Raw genomic sequence first — 16,754 nt, forward strand, 5'->3', positions numbered from 1 at the left:
AACGGAGGAGACCTCCGCAACGCGCTGGCTCCCCTTGTCCACGCCAGTCGCTACAACGGAGGAGACCTCCGCAACGCGCTGGCTCCCCTTGTCCCCCCTGTCCTTAGTTCCTTGCTTTAACTGCGTAATTAATCCGGCTTTCACCAAGCTGGATTTTCCGGAACCGGAAGCACCCAGCACCACTGTTAACGGTTGGTTGATGATGAATGCTTGCAATTTTTCGATTAAGGCTTTTCTGCCAAAAAAGAGGCTGCTATCTTTTTCTTCAAACGAGTTCAATCCTCTGTAAGGATTGGTATTTTCATCGAGTGCGGGTGCTGGTGCTAACTTATTCGGGTCAAACCCAGGAACGGGAAAGATATATTCCCCTTTGTCGTGACGTATGAGTTGACAAAAGTTAGGGATTTGCTTGGCGCTTGTCTTGCCCAATTCGCCATGTATATATACGTATATTTCCGTAGCTGTGATGACTCCATCGCTGCTGAAATCTGCTTTTCCTGATAGCGCTTTCAAAAGTAATTCTGCAAAAGGGGAGTTTCCCGAATCTTCATTGCGTTGTCCAAACCGATACAACGAATCGGCGGCTTTTTCATCATCGCCGGCGGAGGTGATTACTTGCTGGGCGCAACTAGAGATAAAGCGATCGTAACGTTCGCGATATACTTTATTTTGACGCACGGCATCTCTGTTACCTGCCCAACGAAATGCGCCTGCGAAGCAACAATCTAGGATAATTAATATATGACGGCATGGTAGTTTAATTAAAGCATCGTGCAGTCGCTTCATGGGCAGCAAACTGCTATCATTATCCATGCGTGCATCTTGAGGAACAAGAAAGCCTGTTGGACCATCAGCGCTATCTAATGCATCTAGGGCGATACCGTGTCCGGCAAAGTAGAATAATACTCGGTCAGTTTCTTGAATTTGAATTTGGCTATTATCAGAAGAAGGTAATGTATGCGCTTCCAGAGCTGTTAACAAATTATTAATTCGTGCGTGAGTAGCATCTGTATCCAGTAAGGTGAGGACGTTGTACTGGTATTTTTTCTCTAAAGTTTCGGCGATTTTTTGGGCATCATTGCAAGCTGTTTTTAATTCTGGAATATTATTAATATATTGATTAATACCAATAATTACTGCGAAACTACGTTTAATATCAGGCATGGATGCAATATTTATAATTTATGAGCTTGTGTATTAATTTTAGCTACACAAAAAAATGGATATTTTTAATTATGAATTCATAATTCATAATTACTAATTAAAAAGGGTAAAATAATTAGGAATTTTTAACAGTTTGTAATGTTAAGTATTCTCGTTCCCTGGCTCTGCACGGGAACGAGAATTATCAGGAGTTGGTAGAAATTAGTCAGAGTGAGTGTTGGTTAACAGCTACAGTCTGACTGTTTCTGGTTTGACTAGTTGGCTGTGGTTGCGGAAAACGGTTCCACAAAATAGAGACAGCAACGCTTGCTATAAATAATGCAATTGCTGTAATAATTGCGCTACTAATTAGCAGAGGATTTTGGGTTTGTGAAGAAGTTTCAGCAGGTTTTGGTGTGGTATTTCCTTTGGGTTCAATAATTAATACATTGGCAGTTGTCGCTGATGCTGCTGGTGGTTGATTTTCATGGGGAGATTCGTAAAGTGCTCTGGATAGTGCAGCTAATCCGGCAGGATGAGTAAAGTAGGTGAGGTGATCGCAGGCAGCATCGGGTGGTAATATTCTTGGTTGAGGCGATCGCTTAGAATTAACGCTCTTGATTGAAGTCAAAGTCACCGCTATATCATTCGGCTGACTAAAGAACGCCATATCTACAACTTTATTTACAGATGAACCAAACATCCTATCCATCAGTTGTTTGAGTGGATTGATTTGCTTGTCTGCTTGAAGTGTTGCAGCAGTAGCCATCACCGACCTGTCACCAGCAATAATTGTATAAGGAACACCAGGATCGGGATTTTCGGCAAGTTCTTTCAAAATAGGTGAATCTGGCTGCATTTGCTCCAGAGATTTATCATTATTTTCCAGAACTTTCAGTAACTCTGCTACTATTTTCGTGGGCCAAACTATTGCCGAAAGTTGATTCAACCCGATACCAAGAGCGGTAAAAACCCAATCCTGTATAGAGGGCCAAGGTGAACCTGCATTTGGTGTGCCTAACATTACTAAATGTTGCACAACTTGATTGCCGCCTTGTCTCTCAATAAACCAGCGAGAAACCAAACCACCCATTGAATGAGCCACAATATGCAATTGTTTACCGTGGTTTGCTCCCAAGCCAATTTCTTGCAATCTTTCCCCTAAAAACTTGGCATTTTCTTGAATTGTAGTTTGGATATTTTCATAGTCAAAAGCCAAAACTACGTCATAACGCTCTTTAATTGAAAGCAGTTTTCCATCGACTTCCGCGAAAGCTTTATTGACACTGGGAACCATACTTGCAGTGTCCCCAACAATTCCATGAATGTAGAGGATAATTTTTTTCGATTGCGCTACTCGCGCTTTAATTATCTCCTTATCTTTTTCGTAAGTTACTTTGTCTTTTTCGCCAACTTCGGCTATAGCTAAAATTGGATATTCAAATTGACTTCCTAGTTTTTGGCTAACTACTTTTTCAAAGAAAATCCGAATGGAACCGTGTATGCTGCGACTACTGACTGTTGGTTTTGGCAACCTTTCTAAAGTAATTTCCGTTTTGCCATCTGAGAATCGGGAACCTCTTCCTAATGGTAAGAAAAACTGTCCATCATAAGCAAACGGTAAAAGGTGTTCATTCTCTGCTAATTGAGTATCAACTAGCAATTTTAGTGGTGCATCTGGTGTAACAACAGTGTGGTCTGCTACGTCACTTAACTCTAAAGCACTCAAGCCGGGATCGCTACCTCGGCTGGTGGTAAATTGAAAGGATTCAGTAATACGAGGTTGTTGGCGCAAAATAGCAGGTAAAATCAAATTGCCTAAATCTCTGCTTGCTTGCGGTACAGTGGTGAGATTAACTTTTGCTTGCAAACTCGGATGTGCTTGCACCTCAACTACACCATTTTGTAATGCAGTGCTGCTATTAGATTGAATTGCGATCGCTTCTTGCGGACAGACTATGGTAATCGAAACTTCCTTAGTCATCCAATTATCATAGCTGCCTTCGGCTCTCACGGCTTCACGACTGTTTACCCCTGCCATTAAACGGTCAAGGGTACCACCTCTTCCAAGTGAACGAGTTGGAGAAGGGGGGTTTAATCCATCTTGTTGTAGCAAACTCGCATCAAATTCGCTTGTGCTGACTATCAGCTTGAATATATCTTTGTACTCAGTAATTCCCAATGCTAAATATTCATCTCTGATGACCAATTCGAGGTTGCCACTTTCGAGAGTGTTGCTATTTTCTGAACCTTTGGGTGCAAGTTTGAAGCTGCTTGCTTGGAATTCGTCTAACAAGTTGCTAGATATAGAGTAACTTTCTGCAAGGTCTAATACATTGCAATAAAGTGGTTTCTTGCTATTATTAGTGAGTTTGATTTGGATAGTTGGCTTTACCCATTCATCATTTTCATAGGTATACTCCAACCGCATTTCTGAAGCTATTTTCTCATCACCACTAAGCGAAGTTTGTTGTCGTCCGGAAAGGACGCTGATTTCCATCTCTACATCATCGGTTTTAACGCTACTAGTCGCAGGGGTGGAAAGTTCGAGAATGTTTGTCCACCGGGCAATATGTTCTAAACGATGAACTACTTCATGAGCATTTTCCGAGGTATAATTGGCTTGGGTCGAGTTTTCGGGAATCGGAGCAATTAGCGGACGTTGATCGCTAGGCTGTGTAATGCAATACTGACCTCCACGAATTAGTAAATCGTAATCTGCCTCTTTTGGATCTTCTACTGCACTGACGTATAAAGAAGGTTTGGAATTGGGTGCAGATGTTTGTAGTGCTTGTTTTACGAGTTCTAAACCTGCTTTTTCGCTATCTTCGCTTCTGATGTAAATTTTTAGAGGCGGCAATGGTATGTTAGTAACGATCGCCCAATAAGTTTCAGTTGGAGATAAGCGATCGCTACCGCTGATAATTTTGACTTTACTTTTTTGTGGCAGCACTTGCATAACTTGCGCTTCACCTAAAGCTTGGTCCAGTTTAGTTAATTGTTCTGGAGTACTTGCAGCGGGAAATATTGCTAATAAAGTCTCTCCATCCTTAGACGGTTTCGGGATACCAGAAATAGCACCTGCGTCAATTACCCAGCTATTATCGTTCTGGCTGCGGGTCAAGGTAAAGTAGTTGGGACGTTCTTTGATTGCACCACCTAAGAAAGGTTGGTCTAAATCTTTTGAATCTGTGGCTTCGACTTGCGGTGATTGTTCCTTCACTTTACCACTTACCAACGCATTGAGATTTCTCGCTAAATCTCGATAGGTAATGCTATTATTAGTCCGCTGGAGAGTTTGCAATAAAAAGTAAGAAAAAGCTCCTCTGGGTTGACCGTCTTCTCCTTTATATTCTTTCGCCAATTCGTAGTCACGACAAGCGGAGAACATGACGTGCTTGCCTTTTGGCAATGTTACACCAGTTGTTTTCGCATCTAAGCTGCGCGAAGAATTCAACAATTCATTCAATGCTGTTGTGTCTTCGGCAAAAATAAAGCTGCTTAATGGACGTTCTCTGGAGTCTACCGGAGAACGACGCACTCTAATTTCTGGTGATAAATCTCTGGTTCCCGAACCGGAGTGACAGCAGTCGAGAATGATGACAACATGAGGGTTATTCTCTGCAACTTTCGAGATTAGATAGGCTATTTCTTTATCTGCCAAGTCTCGACTATTTTCTGTACGGCTATCGTAGCAAACTAAACTTTCATCTAAATGGTCTGCTTCTAAATGCCAAAATTCTTGTGGTGCTTTCTCTTGAGCGCCATGACCTGCATAATAAAACAAGACTACATCTTCACTGTCTGCTTTGCACAGATGCTGTAAAAAGCCGTCGATAACTGCTTGACGAGTAGCTTGTTCATTGGTGAGTATCCAAGATTGGTTAGTCGGTTCGACTAGTTGCCATTTTCCATCTAAAGTTAGGCGATCGCGCAGATAAGCTTCCACAGCTTTGATGTCGTTAACGCAACCTTTTAATGAGGGAACTTGCTGTGTAGATGTCGGATCGTATTCGTCAATACCAACCAAAAGTGCGTAGATGTTGTTAGCCATATTTACCCTACTTAATGAAACTTTTTTGACATCGTAGTTTTACTACAGTTGCATTTTTCTTGTAGCAATATTAAAAGTTGTCTGTATTCTGCTTCCGCTTTAGTTTTAACCTACCTTTTTGCGTTTAGAAAAGTAAAGCTTTGCTTATACATTCTCAATAGGCATCAGCACATCAAATTATGCACTTTATCCAATGCCTAATTATTTAGAGATGTAAAATAACGCTTTTGTGTTTGCTATATGGTTGAACAACAGTAAGTGCAAGGCTTACCGATATCAAGCCAAGCAATTTATCAAGTATTTTAGTCCGAATTTATACCATTTGAAACGGTATTTTCAAATAATTGTTACAAAACTGAGCGTTGTGTAAATATTAATTGCGATTTTTACTAAACTTAATATAATTTTCAACTCGTAGTAAGCACTTCAGTGCTTAAGATAAGCGCTCTCATCGCTTACTACGATTTATAAAACCTGCTTCAGTTGCTTGCAGGCTTTTTCAATCGCATCTATACTACCTGGATTCACTAATCCGTAATAATCAAAAACGTAAATTCGGTTATTTTTCGTAGCTTTTAGTTCTTTCCAAAAAGCTTGTTTTTTAAAGTCATCTAAAAGCGCTGCATCAGTTTTTTGTGGAGGATTTACTACAATTATTACATCTGGATTTGCTTGTAAAACTTTCTCTGCCGAAAGCGTTACATATCCTCCAATTGGACTGTTCCCTTGTAATTCGGCTGCCAGATTTTTTGTCGGAAATTTCGCGAGTAAATCGCCAGCCCAACTGTTTTTATTTGGTGTTAAAATCGGTTGGCGACTGACTAAAACTAAAGTTGATAATGTCGGATTTTGCTTTTCTGGTAAAAAGGTTTTATAACGATTTAATAATGGCTGCGGATCGGCATCAATTGACTTAGCAAGTGTTTTGGTAAGTTCTTGTAATGATTCCCAGGTCTTTACTTGGGTGAGATATGTTGGAATTCCTAGTTGCTTGAGTTTGTCGGTTGTTTGATTAGAAAAACCTTCTGCACCAATTACTAAATCTGGTTTGAGTGCGACTATTTTTTCTAAATTAGGCGGATTTTGTCCTTCACTGACGCGAGGAAGTTTTTCAAATTGCGGATTATCTTTAAATAATTTGCTTCCTGTAATGCCGACAAGTTTTGTTTGGTCGAGTTGAGATATAATGTCTGCTGCAAGTGAGCTGAGAGCGACTACTTTTTTGGCTGATGTGTTTTGATTTATGTTTGTGGCTGGTGGTTGCTGTGTGGTTGCGGTGCTGCAAGCAAGTAAGAGAAAGCTTAATAATATTGCGAAAATTGATGAGATGCAACGATTATACATGTTTTTAAACGAACCGCGAAGGCGCGAAGGACGCAAAGGAAAGAAAGAGAGAGTCTGTTGGAATTATTTAGGATTGCTATATAATTCTGATTTCTGTTTTATTGTATATGAATGGATATAAAAAAGGGCGAGTAAACATATGTCAAATTCTCTTAGGAATATCTGACTGTGCTACTCACCGGGTTCTATACAAGGTTTATTGAAAAATCTTTCTCTAATAATAGTTTTATACTGTTACAAACACTTGTCTTGTAAATTACATATAAATAAATAATATCATAATTTAGAAAAGTAAGCAATAATACATAAAAAAAACTAATAATACAAGATTTATACAGCTTAATCGTTCATCGCTGCTACAGGACAAATCTGCAAACCGACTGGTGTTTCTAGAATTACAACTTCTACTCCCAAAACATCAGCTAAATTTGCGGGTGTTAATATTTCTTTGGGTTTTCCGATCGCAAAAATTCTTCCTTGAGATAAAAGTGCAAGCCGTGTGCTGTATCTTGCTGCTAAATTGACATCGTGCAAAACTGTAATGATGGTTAAATGCTGTTGATTCAGTTGTTTGAGCAGTTCGAGTAATTCGAGTTGATAGCGAATATCTAGATAAGTTGTGGGTTCATCTAAAAGCAAAATTTGCGGATCTTGAGCTAAAGCAAGTGCTAAAAATGCGCGTTGTCGTTCTCCTCCTGATAATTCTTCGACAAAGCGATCGCTATATTCATCCATCCTTGTCAACTGCAATGCGGTTTCTACTTTGGCTTTATCTTCTGGCTGAAGTGAGTATTGCCACCACGGTTGATACGGTGTACGTCCTAATGATACCAGTTGCCGCACCGTCAAACCACTGGGAATTGTTTGCTGTTGTGGTAATAATGCTAACTTTTGCGCCACAATTGACGCGGGTTGACTGTGAATGGCTTTACCATCTAACAATACAGTTCCCTGTTGTGGCTTCAGTAGCCGACTGATAAGTTTTAGTAGTGTCGATTTTCCGGAACCATTTGCACCAACTAAACTCAACCATTCACCTGTTTCTACTGTTAGGGTGATTTCGTGGATAATTGGTTTAGTGTAACCACCGATGAGATTTTGTGTTTCTAGAAGCATCTTATTTGTTGGTTGTTATTTGTTAGTTGATAGTTGTTGGTTGTTGGTTGTAAAAAAGTACTCATAACAACTAACGACGTACAGACGCGATTAATCGCGTCTGTACTTCTTAAATTCCAGATTTTCGATTGTATAACAACCAAATAAATAGAGGTGAACCGAGTAAAGCGGTAACTGCACCAACGGGCAATTCTACTGCACCTAAGCGCGAAAGCAAATCGGCTGCGGTGAGAACTAAAGCACCCCCAATTGCGCTTAATGGCAAAACTGCGCGGTAATCTGTACCGACGAGGAGGCGGATACCGTGAGGTACAATTAAGCCGACGAAGCCGATTAATCCACCAACACTGACTGCACCGGCGGCTAGAAGTGTAGCGACACCACCGATGAAAATGCGATCGCGCAATAAGTTTACTCCTAAACTCACTGCTAATTCATCACCCAAATTCAACAAGTTGACGGCACGCGCTAGCAAGCATCCCAATAACAAGGCTACGCTAATATAAGCTCCAGCCACGGTTACTTCATTCCATCCCCGCCCATTCAAACTGCCAATCAACCAACTTAAGGCAGTTTGTATTCTACCATCTTCTGCCATCAATAATAATACAGATTGAATCGCCCCAAATAGAGAACTGACGGCAACTCCACCTAAAATTAACCGCTCAATTGATATACCTTCACGACTGCGAGCTAAAAAATAAACGATAATTGTTGTCAATAAGCCGCCTACCCAAGCGGCTAAGGGAATCCAACTTAAAAAGACTCCGAAGCTTAACATAGCGATCGCAAACAAACCCGCACCCGCAGAAATACCGAGTAAAAAGGGGTCGGCTAGTCCGTTGCGTAACATTCCTTGCAGCAGTGAACCAGACATTCCCAAAGCTGCACCCACTAAAACTGCTGCCAAAGTGCGCGGTAAACGCAAGTCCCAAATAATTGTTTGATTCAGCGGATCGCCTGTTTTCGTCAGTGCTTGCCATATTTGAGCAGTCGTCATTGATACTGCTCCAAATGATAGGGAAATGCCGACGATTATAATCAAGGCGATAGTTAGAAGTAGTGTAGCTATGATTAGGCGATCGCTTTCAATTATTTTTCCTAGTCCCGGAAGCCGCAATTTAAATGCTCCCATTTATGTGATAGTAAATTATCAATAATTTCCTCTAATCATTATAGGACTTACACATTGACCTGACGGGGCGATACTCAGAATTGATATTTACACTACTAGGCAAGGTCAATTTTGGTAGAATTTCCTTGACTATGCGCCTATAGTTGGGCGAAAATTTTACCCACCAATAGAATTTTACCGAGAAGGTAGTTTACAAATTTTTGCTCTTCACACCATTCATTTGACATCCTGACCGATATGGAAGATAATTACCCGGAACGCAAAATGTCTGAAGAAGAACGTTTTCAATCAGACTATTTTTCCTACTTTGAACAGCCGGAAAATGCTACCCGCTACACACTCTTCATTAATTTTTTAGAGAATATTTTTAAAGGTCGGTCATTCTCTTTGTTGGATCTGGGGTGTGGAAATGGGGCTTTGCTCAAATATCTACCTTCTCAATGTGACTACGTTGGGGTAGATCATAGTGAATATTCGATTAAATACTGTTTAAGCCTATATCCAAATAGAATCTTTGTCTATCAAGACTTATGGATATTTCTGCGTCAACTTGCTACAGAAAATAAAAAGTTTGATGCAGTGGTGCTATGCGGGATGATATATCATACCGTTGATAAGGAAAGCGAACAACACAAAGATGAGCAAGAAATTATTCAATTTTGTCTGGACAAGATAGTAAACGACAAAGGATATCTAGTCATAATTGTCGGATTTAATTACGGCGACCATCCAGATCATAATTTGTTTGTTCGAGCGGAATGGCTACAAAAGTTAGTAGAAAAAATGCTGTCAACTGCGAAGGCAAACATTGTTTACGAGAATATGTGCTTACAAATCGGCTTGGAAAAGAAAATTGCACAGCAAAAAGTGATTCCTGACTGGTTTGTTGAGGATGCTTCTACTGACTATTCAAGTAAGTTTGCTGGAACATATATGGCAAGTTGGACATTTATTGCCTCTCCCTCATTTTGACGGTTAAAGAGACGCGATAACCTGTGTCTCTACATAAAATCTATCCGTCAATTAGTCCTTGACGCACTACTAGTCAAAAATTCGGTTTCTTTAACCAGGTTTTTTGCATTCAAATTAATCTCTGTAAATTCACCAACTGAAGGAATAAGCAATTATCTTTTAAATGAAATGGAGAGATGAGAAAAGTCTAAAAAATATGCAAAGGTTGACTGTTATCCGTTGGCTAGTTCTTGGCTATTTGTGTCTATTTCTGCTGACATCGTGTAGTTTCACAAACAGTTCCACTACTGGGAAAACACTTACGGTGGCAGTAGAACCAACGTTTCCCCCTTTTGAGTTTCAATCTGCAACTGGTGAGTTGCAAGGCTTTGACGTTGACTTGATTCAGGCGATCGCCCAATCTGCTAACTTTAAAGTTAAGTATCAAAATATGCCTTTTGCTGGGATGATTCCCGCATTGCAGACGCAAACAGTAGATGCGGCAGTTGCAGCGATGACGATTACTGCCGAACGAGTGAAGATAATTTCCTTCTCGCGTCCTTACTTCAAATCTGGTCTAGCGATCGCCACCCGCACAGACAATCAAAATATTACCAATTTCGATAATCTTAAAAACAAGATTATTGGCGTGCAAATTGGAACAACCGGCGCACTCAAAGCTAAAAATATTCCCGGAGCGGAAATTCGCACTTTTAATGATTCACCCTTAACTCTTCAAGCATTAATTAACGGCAATGTCGATGCCGTTCTTAACGATCAAGTCGTTATTTTATACGGCATAAAAAGTGGCGATCTCAAGCGACTCAAAATAGTTAGCAGTCTGCTGACAGAAGAATTTTATGGCATTCCTACACCTAAAGGATCGCCCAACCTAGACCTGATTAACCAAGGTCTGGCAACGGTGCTGAAAAATGGCACTTACGCGAAAATTTACCAAAAGTGGTTTGGTACTCAACCGCCACAATTACCAGAAAAATCGCCGATTGAAAACGAGATTCCTAAAAAAGGCGTATCTGAGTTATTTACCTCATTAAACATTATCTTCAAGTCACTACCCGTCTTGCTAGATGGGGCTTTGGTGACTCTTGAACTGACAACATTCTCAGTATTGCTGGGAATAGTCGGGGGTTCACTGATTGGGATTGTTCGGCTTTCTCGTATTGCACTTTTGCGCTTTTGTGCCGCAGCATATGTGGATTTCTTCCGGGGAACACCGTTGCTGGTGCAGATTTTTATGATTTACTTTGGTTTGCCTGCTTTTACCCAAAGTTTTGGTTTCACCTTCAACTTAAATCGTCTAGCGGCAGCGGTGATTGCATTGAGTCTCAATAGCGCTGCTTACATTGCGGAAATTGTCCGCGCAGGTATCCAATCAATTGATCCGGGGCAAGCAGAAGCCTCGCAATCACTGGGCTTGAGTTCAGTGCAAACGATGCGCTATGTAATCTTTCCTCAAGCTTTGCGACGGATGTTGCCACCACTTGGCAATCAGTTCATTAGCCTGCTTAAAGACACTAGCTTAGTTGCTATCATCGGCTTTGAAGAGTTGTTTCGCAAAGGGCAGCTAATTGTAGCGGAAAACTATCGTTCGTTTGAGATTTATGCCTCTGTCGCGTTGGTTTATTTATTTATGACGCTGTTTTTTTCCCAAGCATTTAATCGCTGGGAGCGATCGCTTAATCCTTTTAAAAAACAAAGTAAGTGATAAGTTAAATGTAGGTGCGTTGCGCTGCGCGACAACACACCCTACGAACTTAATTTAAATTAGCTAAATCCTCTGGTGTATTGCAGTTAAATAGCATTCCCGGTTCTGTGACGGGTAAAAGTTGCACGGAATGTTGATTGAGCCACTGCTGAAACGATCGCCCGCCTTGATTGATATACTCATTTAAGTCTGGTAAACAACTGCGGCGATAAAAACCACATAACGGTTCCCATCCTTTGATATGATGCGCTAAAGCGGCGATCGCTTCCGTTGATACATTATCAAGTTGATTTGCCCATGCTTGCAAAACTTCTACTCGCAAGTTCGGCAAATCGCACGCTAGCAATAATACCCAATTTGTTTGTACTTGCGCTAGTCCTTGAGCAAATCCGACTAATGGTCCATTAGATAAAGGCGTTTCTTTTATAAACTGGCAATTAGGCGGTAGTATTTGTTGATAGCGTTCTTCCCAAGGTGTGACAACATAAACTGTAGCCGCACAAGCTTCAGCAATGTTATAAATTAATCGCAACAACGGCACACCTTCAATCGAAATCAAAGCTTTATCCTCACCCATGCGAGAACTTTTGCCCCCAGCTAAGATTATCGCAGTTAATTCGCTACGGTTCGTCATCATACCAAGAATAGCCAGAAGGTTAAATCATGAGCATTGAACTCACGTTATATTATCCTTTAAGAGTATCTGAAAAAAGTAGCTATGACTGGTTCATCACAAGAACTTTTAAGTACCTTTGATAGTCTGACTGAATCAGAAAGGCTGGAAATTGCCTTAGAGATTTTAAAACGTGTTCTTCATTTGGACTTTCCACCTTTATCAGATGAGGATTTAGTCTGCAATGCTGAAGAAATTTTTTTAGAGTTAGACAAGCAAGAATCTGATTATGAGTAGTCCCGAACGCACCAGAAGTTTGGCTTGTCGATTTGGGTTACACGGCAAAAGTCAGACCATGCTTAGTTATCAGCGTTCCTGTTACTAAGTCAGACCGTGCGTTAGCGACTCTTATTCCTCACACAACTAGCTTACGAGGTTCAAGATTCGAGGTAGAAGTCGAAGTAAACTTCCTTCGTAGAGCAGGAGTATTTGATGTGCAGAATATTATTACAATTCCTCATGCAAAACTCCTACGAAAATTGGGAAGCTTGACACTTGAACAACTAGCGAAAGTGGAGAAAGTATTACTCTTTTGGTTGGGATGTGAGGAAATAAGTTCTGAAAATAAAGAAGATGAAGAGTAGCAATTAACGATAACTAAAGTTAGAATGCATATTTTCAAATACCATTAGCTACAGATTCATAAAACGTAATACACACACCAGCCATATCAAGAATTGCAAACTCTTTCGTTCCCCAAGGTTTTATTTCTAGAAATCCATTGGGATGAATCATTTGTCCACCATTCGTTTGCAATTCCTGATAAAGTTGCTCTATACCATCAACTTGAATGCGAAAAGTTGTCCATTCAGCTAAATATTTATCATCATTCTTTTGCAGAAAAATTTCTACTGAATCGCGTTTGACTATCGCCATCGTCACTGGCTCGCCTTCTTGATATATTGTTGTAAAGCCCAGCTGTTGTTCGTAGAAAGCGATCGCTTTTTCCATATCGCTACCAGCAGGAATTATCGGACTGATTTTTCCTAGTATGGGTTGTTTCATACTTCTTTTATGAAAGCAGACATTTCAAACCTTGGCAAACTAATCCTACACTACGCTCTGGTAATTTAGATACGCTGGTAAACACAGCCGTAGGCAGATATATCGCAGTTAATTCGCTACGGTTCGTCATCATACAAAGAATAGCGTTCCTGGCTATAACGCTGCATCAAAAATTTGTTGAGCAGTTAGATTCAATTCACCAAAGGTGCGAGAGATAATCTGATTAGTACCCCGAAATTGGGTAACTTGGTACTCTTCATCGATTAGCTGATAAATCGAGATAGTAGGGAGTTTGGGATTCCCAGTAAACTTTTTCGCACCAAGACCAAGATAGTCCACAACCCAATACTCAGGAATTCCAATACTCTCGTAATCGGCATATTTTTTATAATAATCGTCGCGCCAATTAGTGCTGACAACTTCGATAATCAAGGGAATTGATGCAGATAAAGTAACAGTCGATTTGTTTTTCCAGAATGGCTCGTTTTTAAGGTTATCACGATTTAATAACAACACATCTGGCGAGTAACCTGACTCGCTTTCAGGAGGCTTGACTAATGCAGTTTTGGGTATTCGATAAGGCAAATTTAAACGAGTATATTCTCTAACTAATATTTCAACCAAAAAACCAACAATGTCTTCATGATCTCCTAGTGGTTGAGTCATTTCGACAATTACCCCATCGTGCAGTTCGTAACGTCCACCTTCAGGTTTCCACGCGGTAAATTCTTCAAATGTTACTAGTTTAGTTAAAGCTTGAGTCATCTCAAATTTCCTGTTAACTTTCTTTCCGATGAAGAAGGAAACATCTAGCTATTTTTCTTGGCTCATCCCCTAGTTTGACTTTGCTGAACTTGCTGCAATAATTGCTCGATACTTTCAGCAGCTGGCAGACATTTCAAACCTTGGCAAACTAATCCTACACTACGCTCTGGCAATTTAGATACGCTGCTAAACACAGCCGTAGGCAAATATTTAGGAATAAGCACATTTATCTGCTCAGTTGTAGTGCGAATTAAAGTAGAATTACGATACCAATCCAAAGCTGCAAACAAACTCGGACAAGCTTGAGGAGAACGACTCATTACGGCTCGAAAAGCTTTTAACCCTTGTTCAGCTAAATCGAGATAATGCAAATTATCCGTCAAAAGCGCCAACCGCACAAGATTAGCGATCGCTATTCCATTCGCTGACGGTGTAGCGTTATCTACATAACTGCGTTCCCGCACAATTAAATCTTGACTTGCATCTTTAGATGTGTTATAATAACCACCTAATTCCACACTTAAAAGAAATTCGTCAAATTCATCTTGGAGAGCGATCGCTTTTTCTAACCAAAACGTTTGATTGGGTGAACTAACTTGTAAATCCAACAACGCTTTGATAAAAAAGGCGTAATCTTCAGATTGAGCTAACACGCTCGGAGACAATTGGTAATTTAAGCGATGAAAACGCCCATCGACAAACTGATTATCTAAGATAAACTTTGCCGCTCGTGTTGCTAGTTCTAAATAATCAGGTTGTTGAAATACTTTATAAGCTACTGCCAAACCGGAAATCATCAAGCTATTCCAAGCGACAATCATCTTTGTATCTGTGACTGCTGGAATACGTTCAAGCCAGTTTACCGTTTTTGCTTCGTGGTTGTTGCGGGCGGGAGGAAAAGTTTTAAGTTCATTAGATGTTGCACCGTAGCGAGCAACAAAAAGCTTTTCGAGTATATCTTCTAAAGTATCACTTAATTCTCCTGCATAACGCCTTTGCAACACATTGTTACCTTCAAAGTTGCCATTAGGCGTTACACTGAAGTGCTGTTGTAATTCTGTTAGTTCAAGAGCAGTCAGCAATTCCTGTAATTCTTTGTAACTCCAGATGTAAAAAGCTCCTTCCTCTGGTTCAGCTTGAGCTGCGGTTGTAAAACTGTCAGCATCTTGAGCTGCATAGAAGTAACCTTCAGGAGCGGTCATTTCCCGACTTAACCATTTTACAGTTAAAGCGATCGCTCTTTCAAAAGCCCGCTCTTGTACCCCTGCACTCCACAAAGATGCCAGATATTCGACAATCTGACCATTGTCGTAAAGCATCTTTTCAAAATGCGGTACAGTCCAAGTAGAATCAACCGTGTAACGGTGAAAGCCACCACCTACATGATCGAAAATACCGCCTAATGCTAAATCTAGTCCACGCTGAGTACAAACTTGCTTGCCATTGTACCTTGATTCTTCCCCAGCATCAGAAAAAGTAAATCTAGTTCCCCGTAGCGCTAATTCCGCATAGGGAATCATCGGGAACCGATTACCTTGTTGATCCGAAGTAATTATAACCGTGCTAGTTTCCCAGCCTTGGCGTAATAATTCATTATCTTGTGCGGTTGCGTCATCTAATTGCAAAACCGCAGAACTGAGCAGCGACTCTAAAATTACCGCTTTGCGTTGACGTAAGTCATCTTTTTCGGTATCATAATAGCGACGCAGCGCTTGCAAAACTTGTAAAAAGCCAGGACGACCAAAGCGCGGTTCAACAGGGAAATAAGTACCAGCATAAAACGGTACTAAATCCTCTGGAGAAAGAAAGACATTTAAGGGCCAGCCTCCTTGACCGTTGCTCATCATCTGCAAAGACTGCATATAAATGCTGTCGATGTCCGGTCTTTCTTCGCGGTCTACTTTAATTGGGAGAAAATTAGCGTTCATGTATTCGGCGATCGCCAAGTCTGAAAACGCTTCACCTTCCATCACAGTACACCAGTGACAGCTAGAGTAGCCAATCGAGAGAAAAATCGGCTTATTTTGCGTTTTTGCAGTTAAAAGTGCTTCATCACACCAACTCCACCAATCGATGGGGTTTTCGCTGTGTTTGCGGAGGTACAGACTCTTGGCTTGAGCAAGACGATTCGTCATGATTCAAAGAGCGGTAGTTACATTACCTTCTTTGCTCAGTCTAATACTATTTCACTTTCCGGATAAATATTTCATAATGCTACTGGGGTGTAACCTCTAGAAAACTCCAGATACACAGCGCTTCCCAGCGACGAGCAACTTAATGAGTGAAAAAGTGCGATCGGCTTATTCCTCGACAATTTGTCAAATACTATACATTTATGGCAGAGAGCGAAAGACCCAGCTAACCATTGGCACTGGCAAAGTATTTAAAGATGATTCTGTTTTAGTATGAATAGAAGTATTTTGGTTAAGTCCCGCTAACAAATGAAGTAGAAACGTGATGATAGCGGCTTGCAAAAGTTTTTCTAACATGGTAGTCTCCTGTGTCTTCGGGTGGATGGCAATTGTAGTAGAGTTGATTAACCCGATTGCACCTCGTACTATCGATTTACAGCTTTAGGCAGATTCATCCGGATGATTGTTAGTAGAAATGGGGAATGGGGAATGGGGAATGGGCATTGGGGAGTGGGGAGTTAAGAGTTAAGAGTTAGGAGTTAGGAGTGGGGAGTTAGGAGTTAAGAGTTAAGAGTTAGGAGTTAAAAGTCAAAATTTACCTCTGTCCTCCTTGTCCCCTTGTCCTGTGCCAGTCGCTACAACGTTCGTGACCTCCCTTCGGGTTCGCCAGAGCCGGCACGAGGGAAACCCTCCCGCAGCGCTGGTCTCAC

General features: G+C 40.8%; 14 protein-coding genes. 4 read left to right on the plus strand and 10 right to left on the minus strand.

Translation table 11 applies throughout. The features are described from left to right. The 5 genes from PI95_RS26410 to PI95_RS26430 form a co-directional block, all read right to left on the minus strand. On the minus strand, positions 1–1,164 hold a 1,164-nt coding region (locus tag PI95_RS26410; RefSeq protein WP_201280616.1), incomplete at its 3' end, for a caspase family protein. Positions 1,165–1,369: 205 nt separating this feature from the next. Beyond that, complete coding sequence (locus PI95_RS26415; RefSeq protein ID WP_039748473.1) at positions 1,370–5,197, minus strand: DUF7379 domain-containing protein; 3,828 nt, start codon at positions 5,195–5,197, stop codon at positions 1,370–1,372. A 465-nt stretch (positions 5,198–5,662) separates the two neighbouring features. Continuing rightward, on the minus strand, positions 5,663–6,541 hold the full coding sequence (locus tag PI95_RS26420; RefSeq protein WP_039748474.1) for an ABC transporter substrate-binding protein: 879 nt from the start codon (positions 6,539–6,541) through the stop codon (positions 5,663–5,665). 339 nt (positions 6,542–6,880) lie between these two features. Further along, a complete protein-coding gene (locus PI95_RS26425; protein WP_039748476.1) occupies positions 6,881–7,657 on the minus strand; it encodes an ABC transporter ATP-binding protein in 777 nt (258 codons plus the stop codon). 109 nt (positions 7,658–7,766) lie between these two features. Continuing rightward, positions 7,767–8,792 (minus strand): FecCD family ABC transporter permease, encoded by a 1,026-nt coding sequence (locus tag PI95_RS26430; protein ID WP_039748477.1) that lies wholly within the window; start codon positions 8,790–8,792, stop codon positions 7,767–7,769. Positions 8,793–9,029: 237 nt separating this feature from the next. Here PI95_RS26430 and PI95_RS26435 point away from each other — a divergent pair, with 237 nt between their 5' ends. Next, positions 9,030–9,764: a methyltransferase domain-containing protein gene (locus PI95_RS26435; RefSeq protein ID WP_039748479.1), complete on the plus strand. Its 735-nt coding sequence runs from the start codon at positions 9,030–9,032 to the stop codon at positions 9,762–9,764. A gap of 196 nt (positions 9,765–9,960) precedes the next feature. Continuing rightward, complete coding sequence (locus PI95_RS26440) at positions 9,961–11,469, plus strand: ABC transporter permease subunit (protein WP_039748481.1); 1,509 nt, start codon at positions 9,961–9,963, stop codon at positions 11,467–11,469. A 49-nt stretch (positions 11,470–11,518) separates the two neighbouring features. Here PI95_RS26440 and PI95_RS26445 read toward each other — a convergent pair whose 3' ends face one another. Beyond that, the gene (locus PI95_RS26445; RefSeq protein WP_039748482.1) at positions 11,519–12,103 is read right to left on the minus strand and encodes a molybdenum cofactor guanylyltransferase; all 585 of its coding nucleotides are present in this window, start codon (positions 12,101–12,103) and stop codon (positions 11,519–11,521) included. Positions 12,104–12,187: 84 nt separating this feature from the next. Between PI95_RS26445 and PI95_RS26450 the strand changes: the two genes are divergently transcribed. Both PI95_RS26450 and PI95_RS26455 read left to right on the plus strand, forming a co-directional pair. Continuing rightward, positions 12,188–12,379 carry a hypothetical protein gene (locus PI95_RS26450; RefSeq protein ID WP_039748483.1) on the plus strand — a complete coding sequence of 64 codons (192 nt, stop codon included), beginning with the start codon at positions 12,188–12,190 and terminating at the stop codon, positions 12,377–12,379. Positions 12,380–12,411: 32 nt separating this feature from the next. Further along, positions 12,412–12,726 carry a type II toxin-antitoxin system PemK/MazF family toxin gene (locus PI95_RS26455; RefSeq protein ID WP_163519217.1) on the plus strand — a complete coding sequence of 105 codons (315 nt, stop codon included), beginning with the start codon at positions 12,412–12,414 and terminating at the stop codon, positions 12,724–12,726. Positions 12,727–12,760: 34 nt separating this feature from the next. Here PI95_RS26455 and PI95_RS26460 read toward each other — a convergent pair whose 3' ends face one another. The 4 genes from PI95_RS26460 to PI95_RS36240 form a co-directional block, all read right to left on the minus strand. After that, positions 12,761–13,147 (minus strand): DUF8817 family protein, encoded by a 387-nt coding sequence (locus PI95_RS26460; protein ID WP_039748485.1) that lies wholly within the window; start codon positions 13,145–13,147, stop codon positions 12,761–12,763. A gap of 153 nt (positions 13,148–13,300) precedes the next feature. Beyond that, a complete protein-coding gene (locus tag PI95_RS26465; RefSeq protein ID WP_039748487.1) occupies positions 13,301–13,912 on the minus strand; it encodes a Uma2 family endonuclease in 612 nt (203 codons plus the stop codon). Between the two features lie 62 nt (positions 13,913–13,974). After that, a complete protein-coding gene (locus PI95_RS26470; RefSeq protein ID WP_039748488.1) occupies positions 13,975–16,047 on the minus strand; it encodes a thioredoxin domain-containing protein in 2,073 nt (690 codons plus the stop codon). Positions 16,048–16,245: 198 nt separating this feature from the next. Beyond that, positions 16,246–16,401: a QAALIT motif small membrane protein gene (locus PI95_RS36240; RefSeq protein WP_236117204.1), complete on the minus strand. Its 156-nt coding sequence runs from the start codon at positions 16,399–16,401 to the stop codon at positions 16,246–16,248. Positions 16,402–16,754 lie beyond the last annotated feature (353 nt).

It is taken from the genome of Hassallia byssoidea VB512170, assembly GCF_000817785.2.
Taxonomy (GTDB): domain Bacteria; phylum Cyanobacteriota; class Cyanobacteriia; order Cyanobacteriales; family Nostocaceae; genus Hassallia; species Hassallia carrinoi.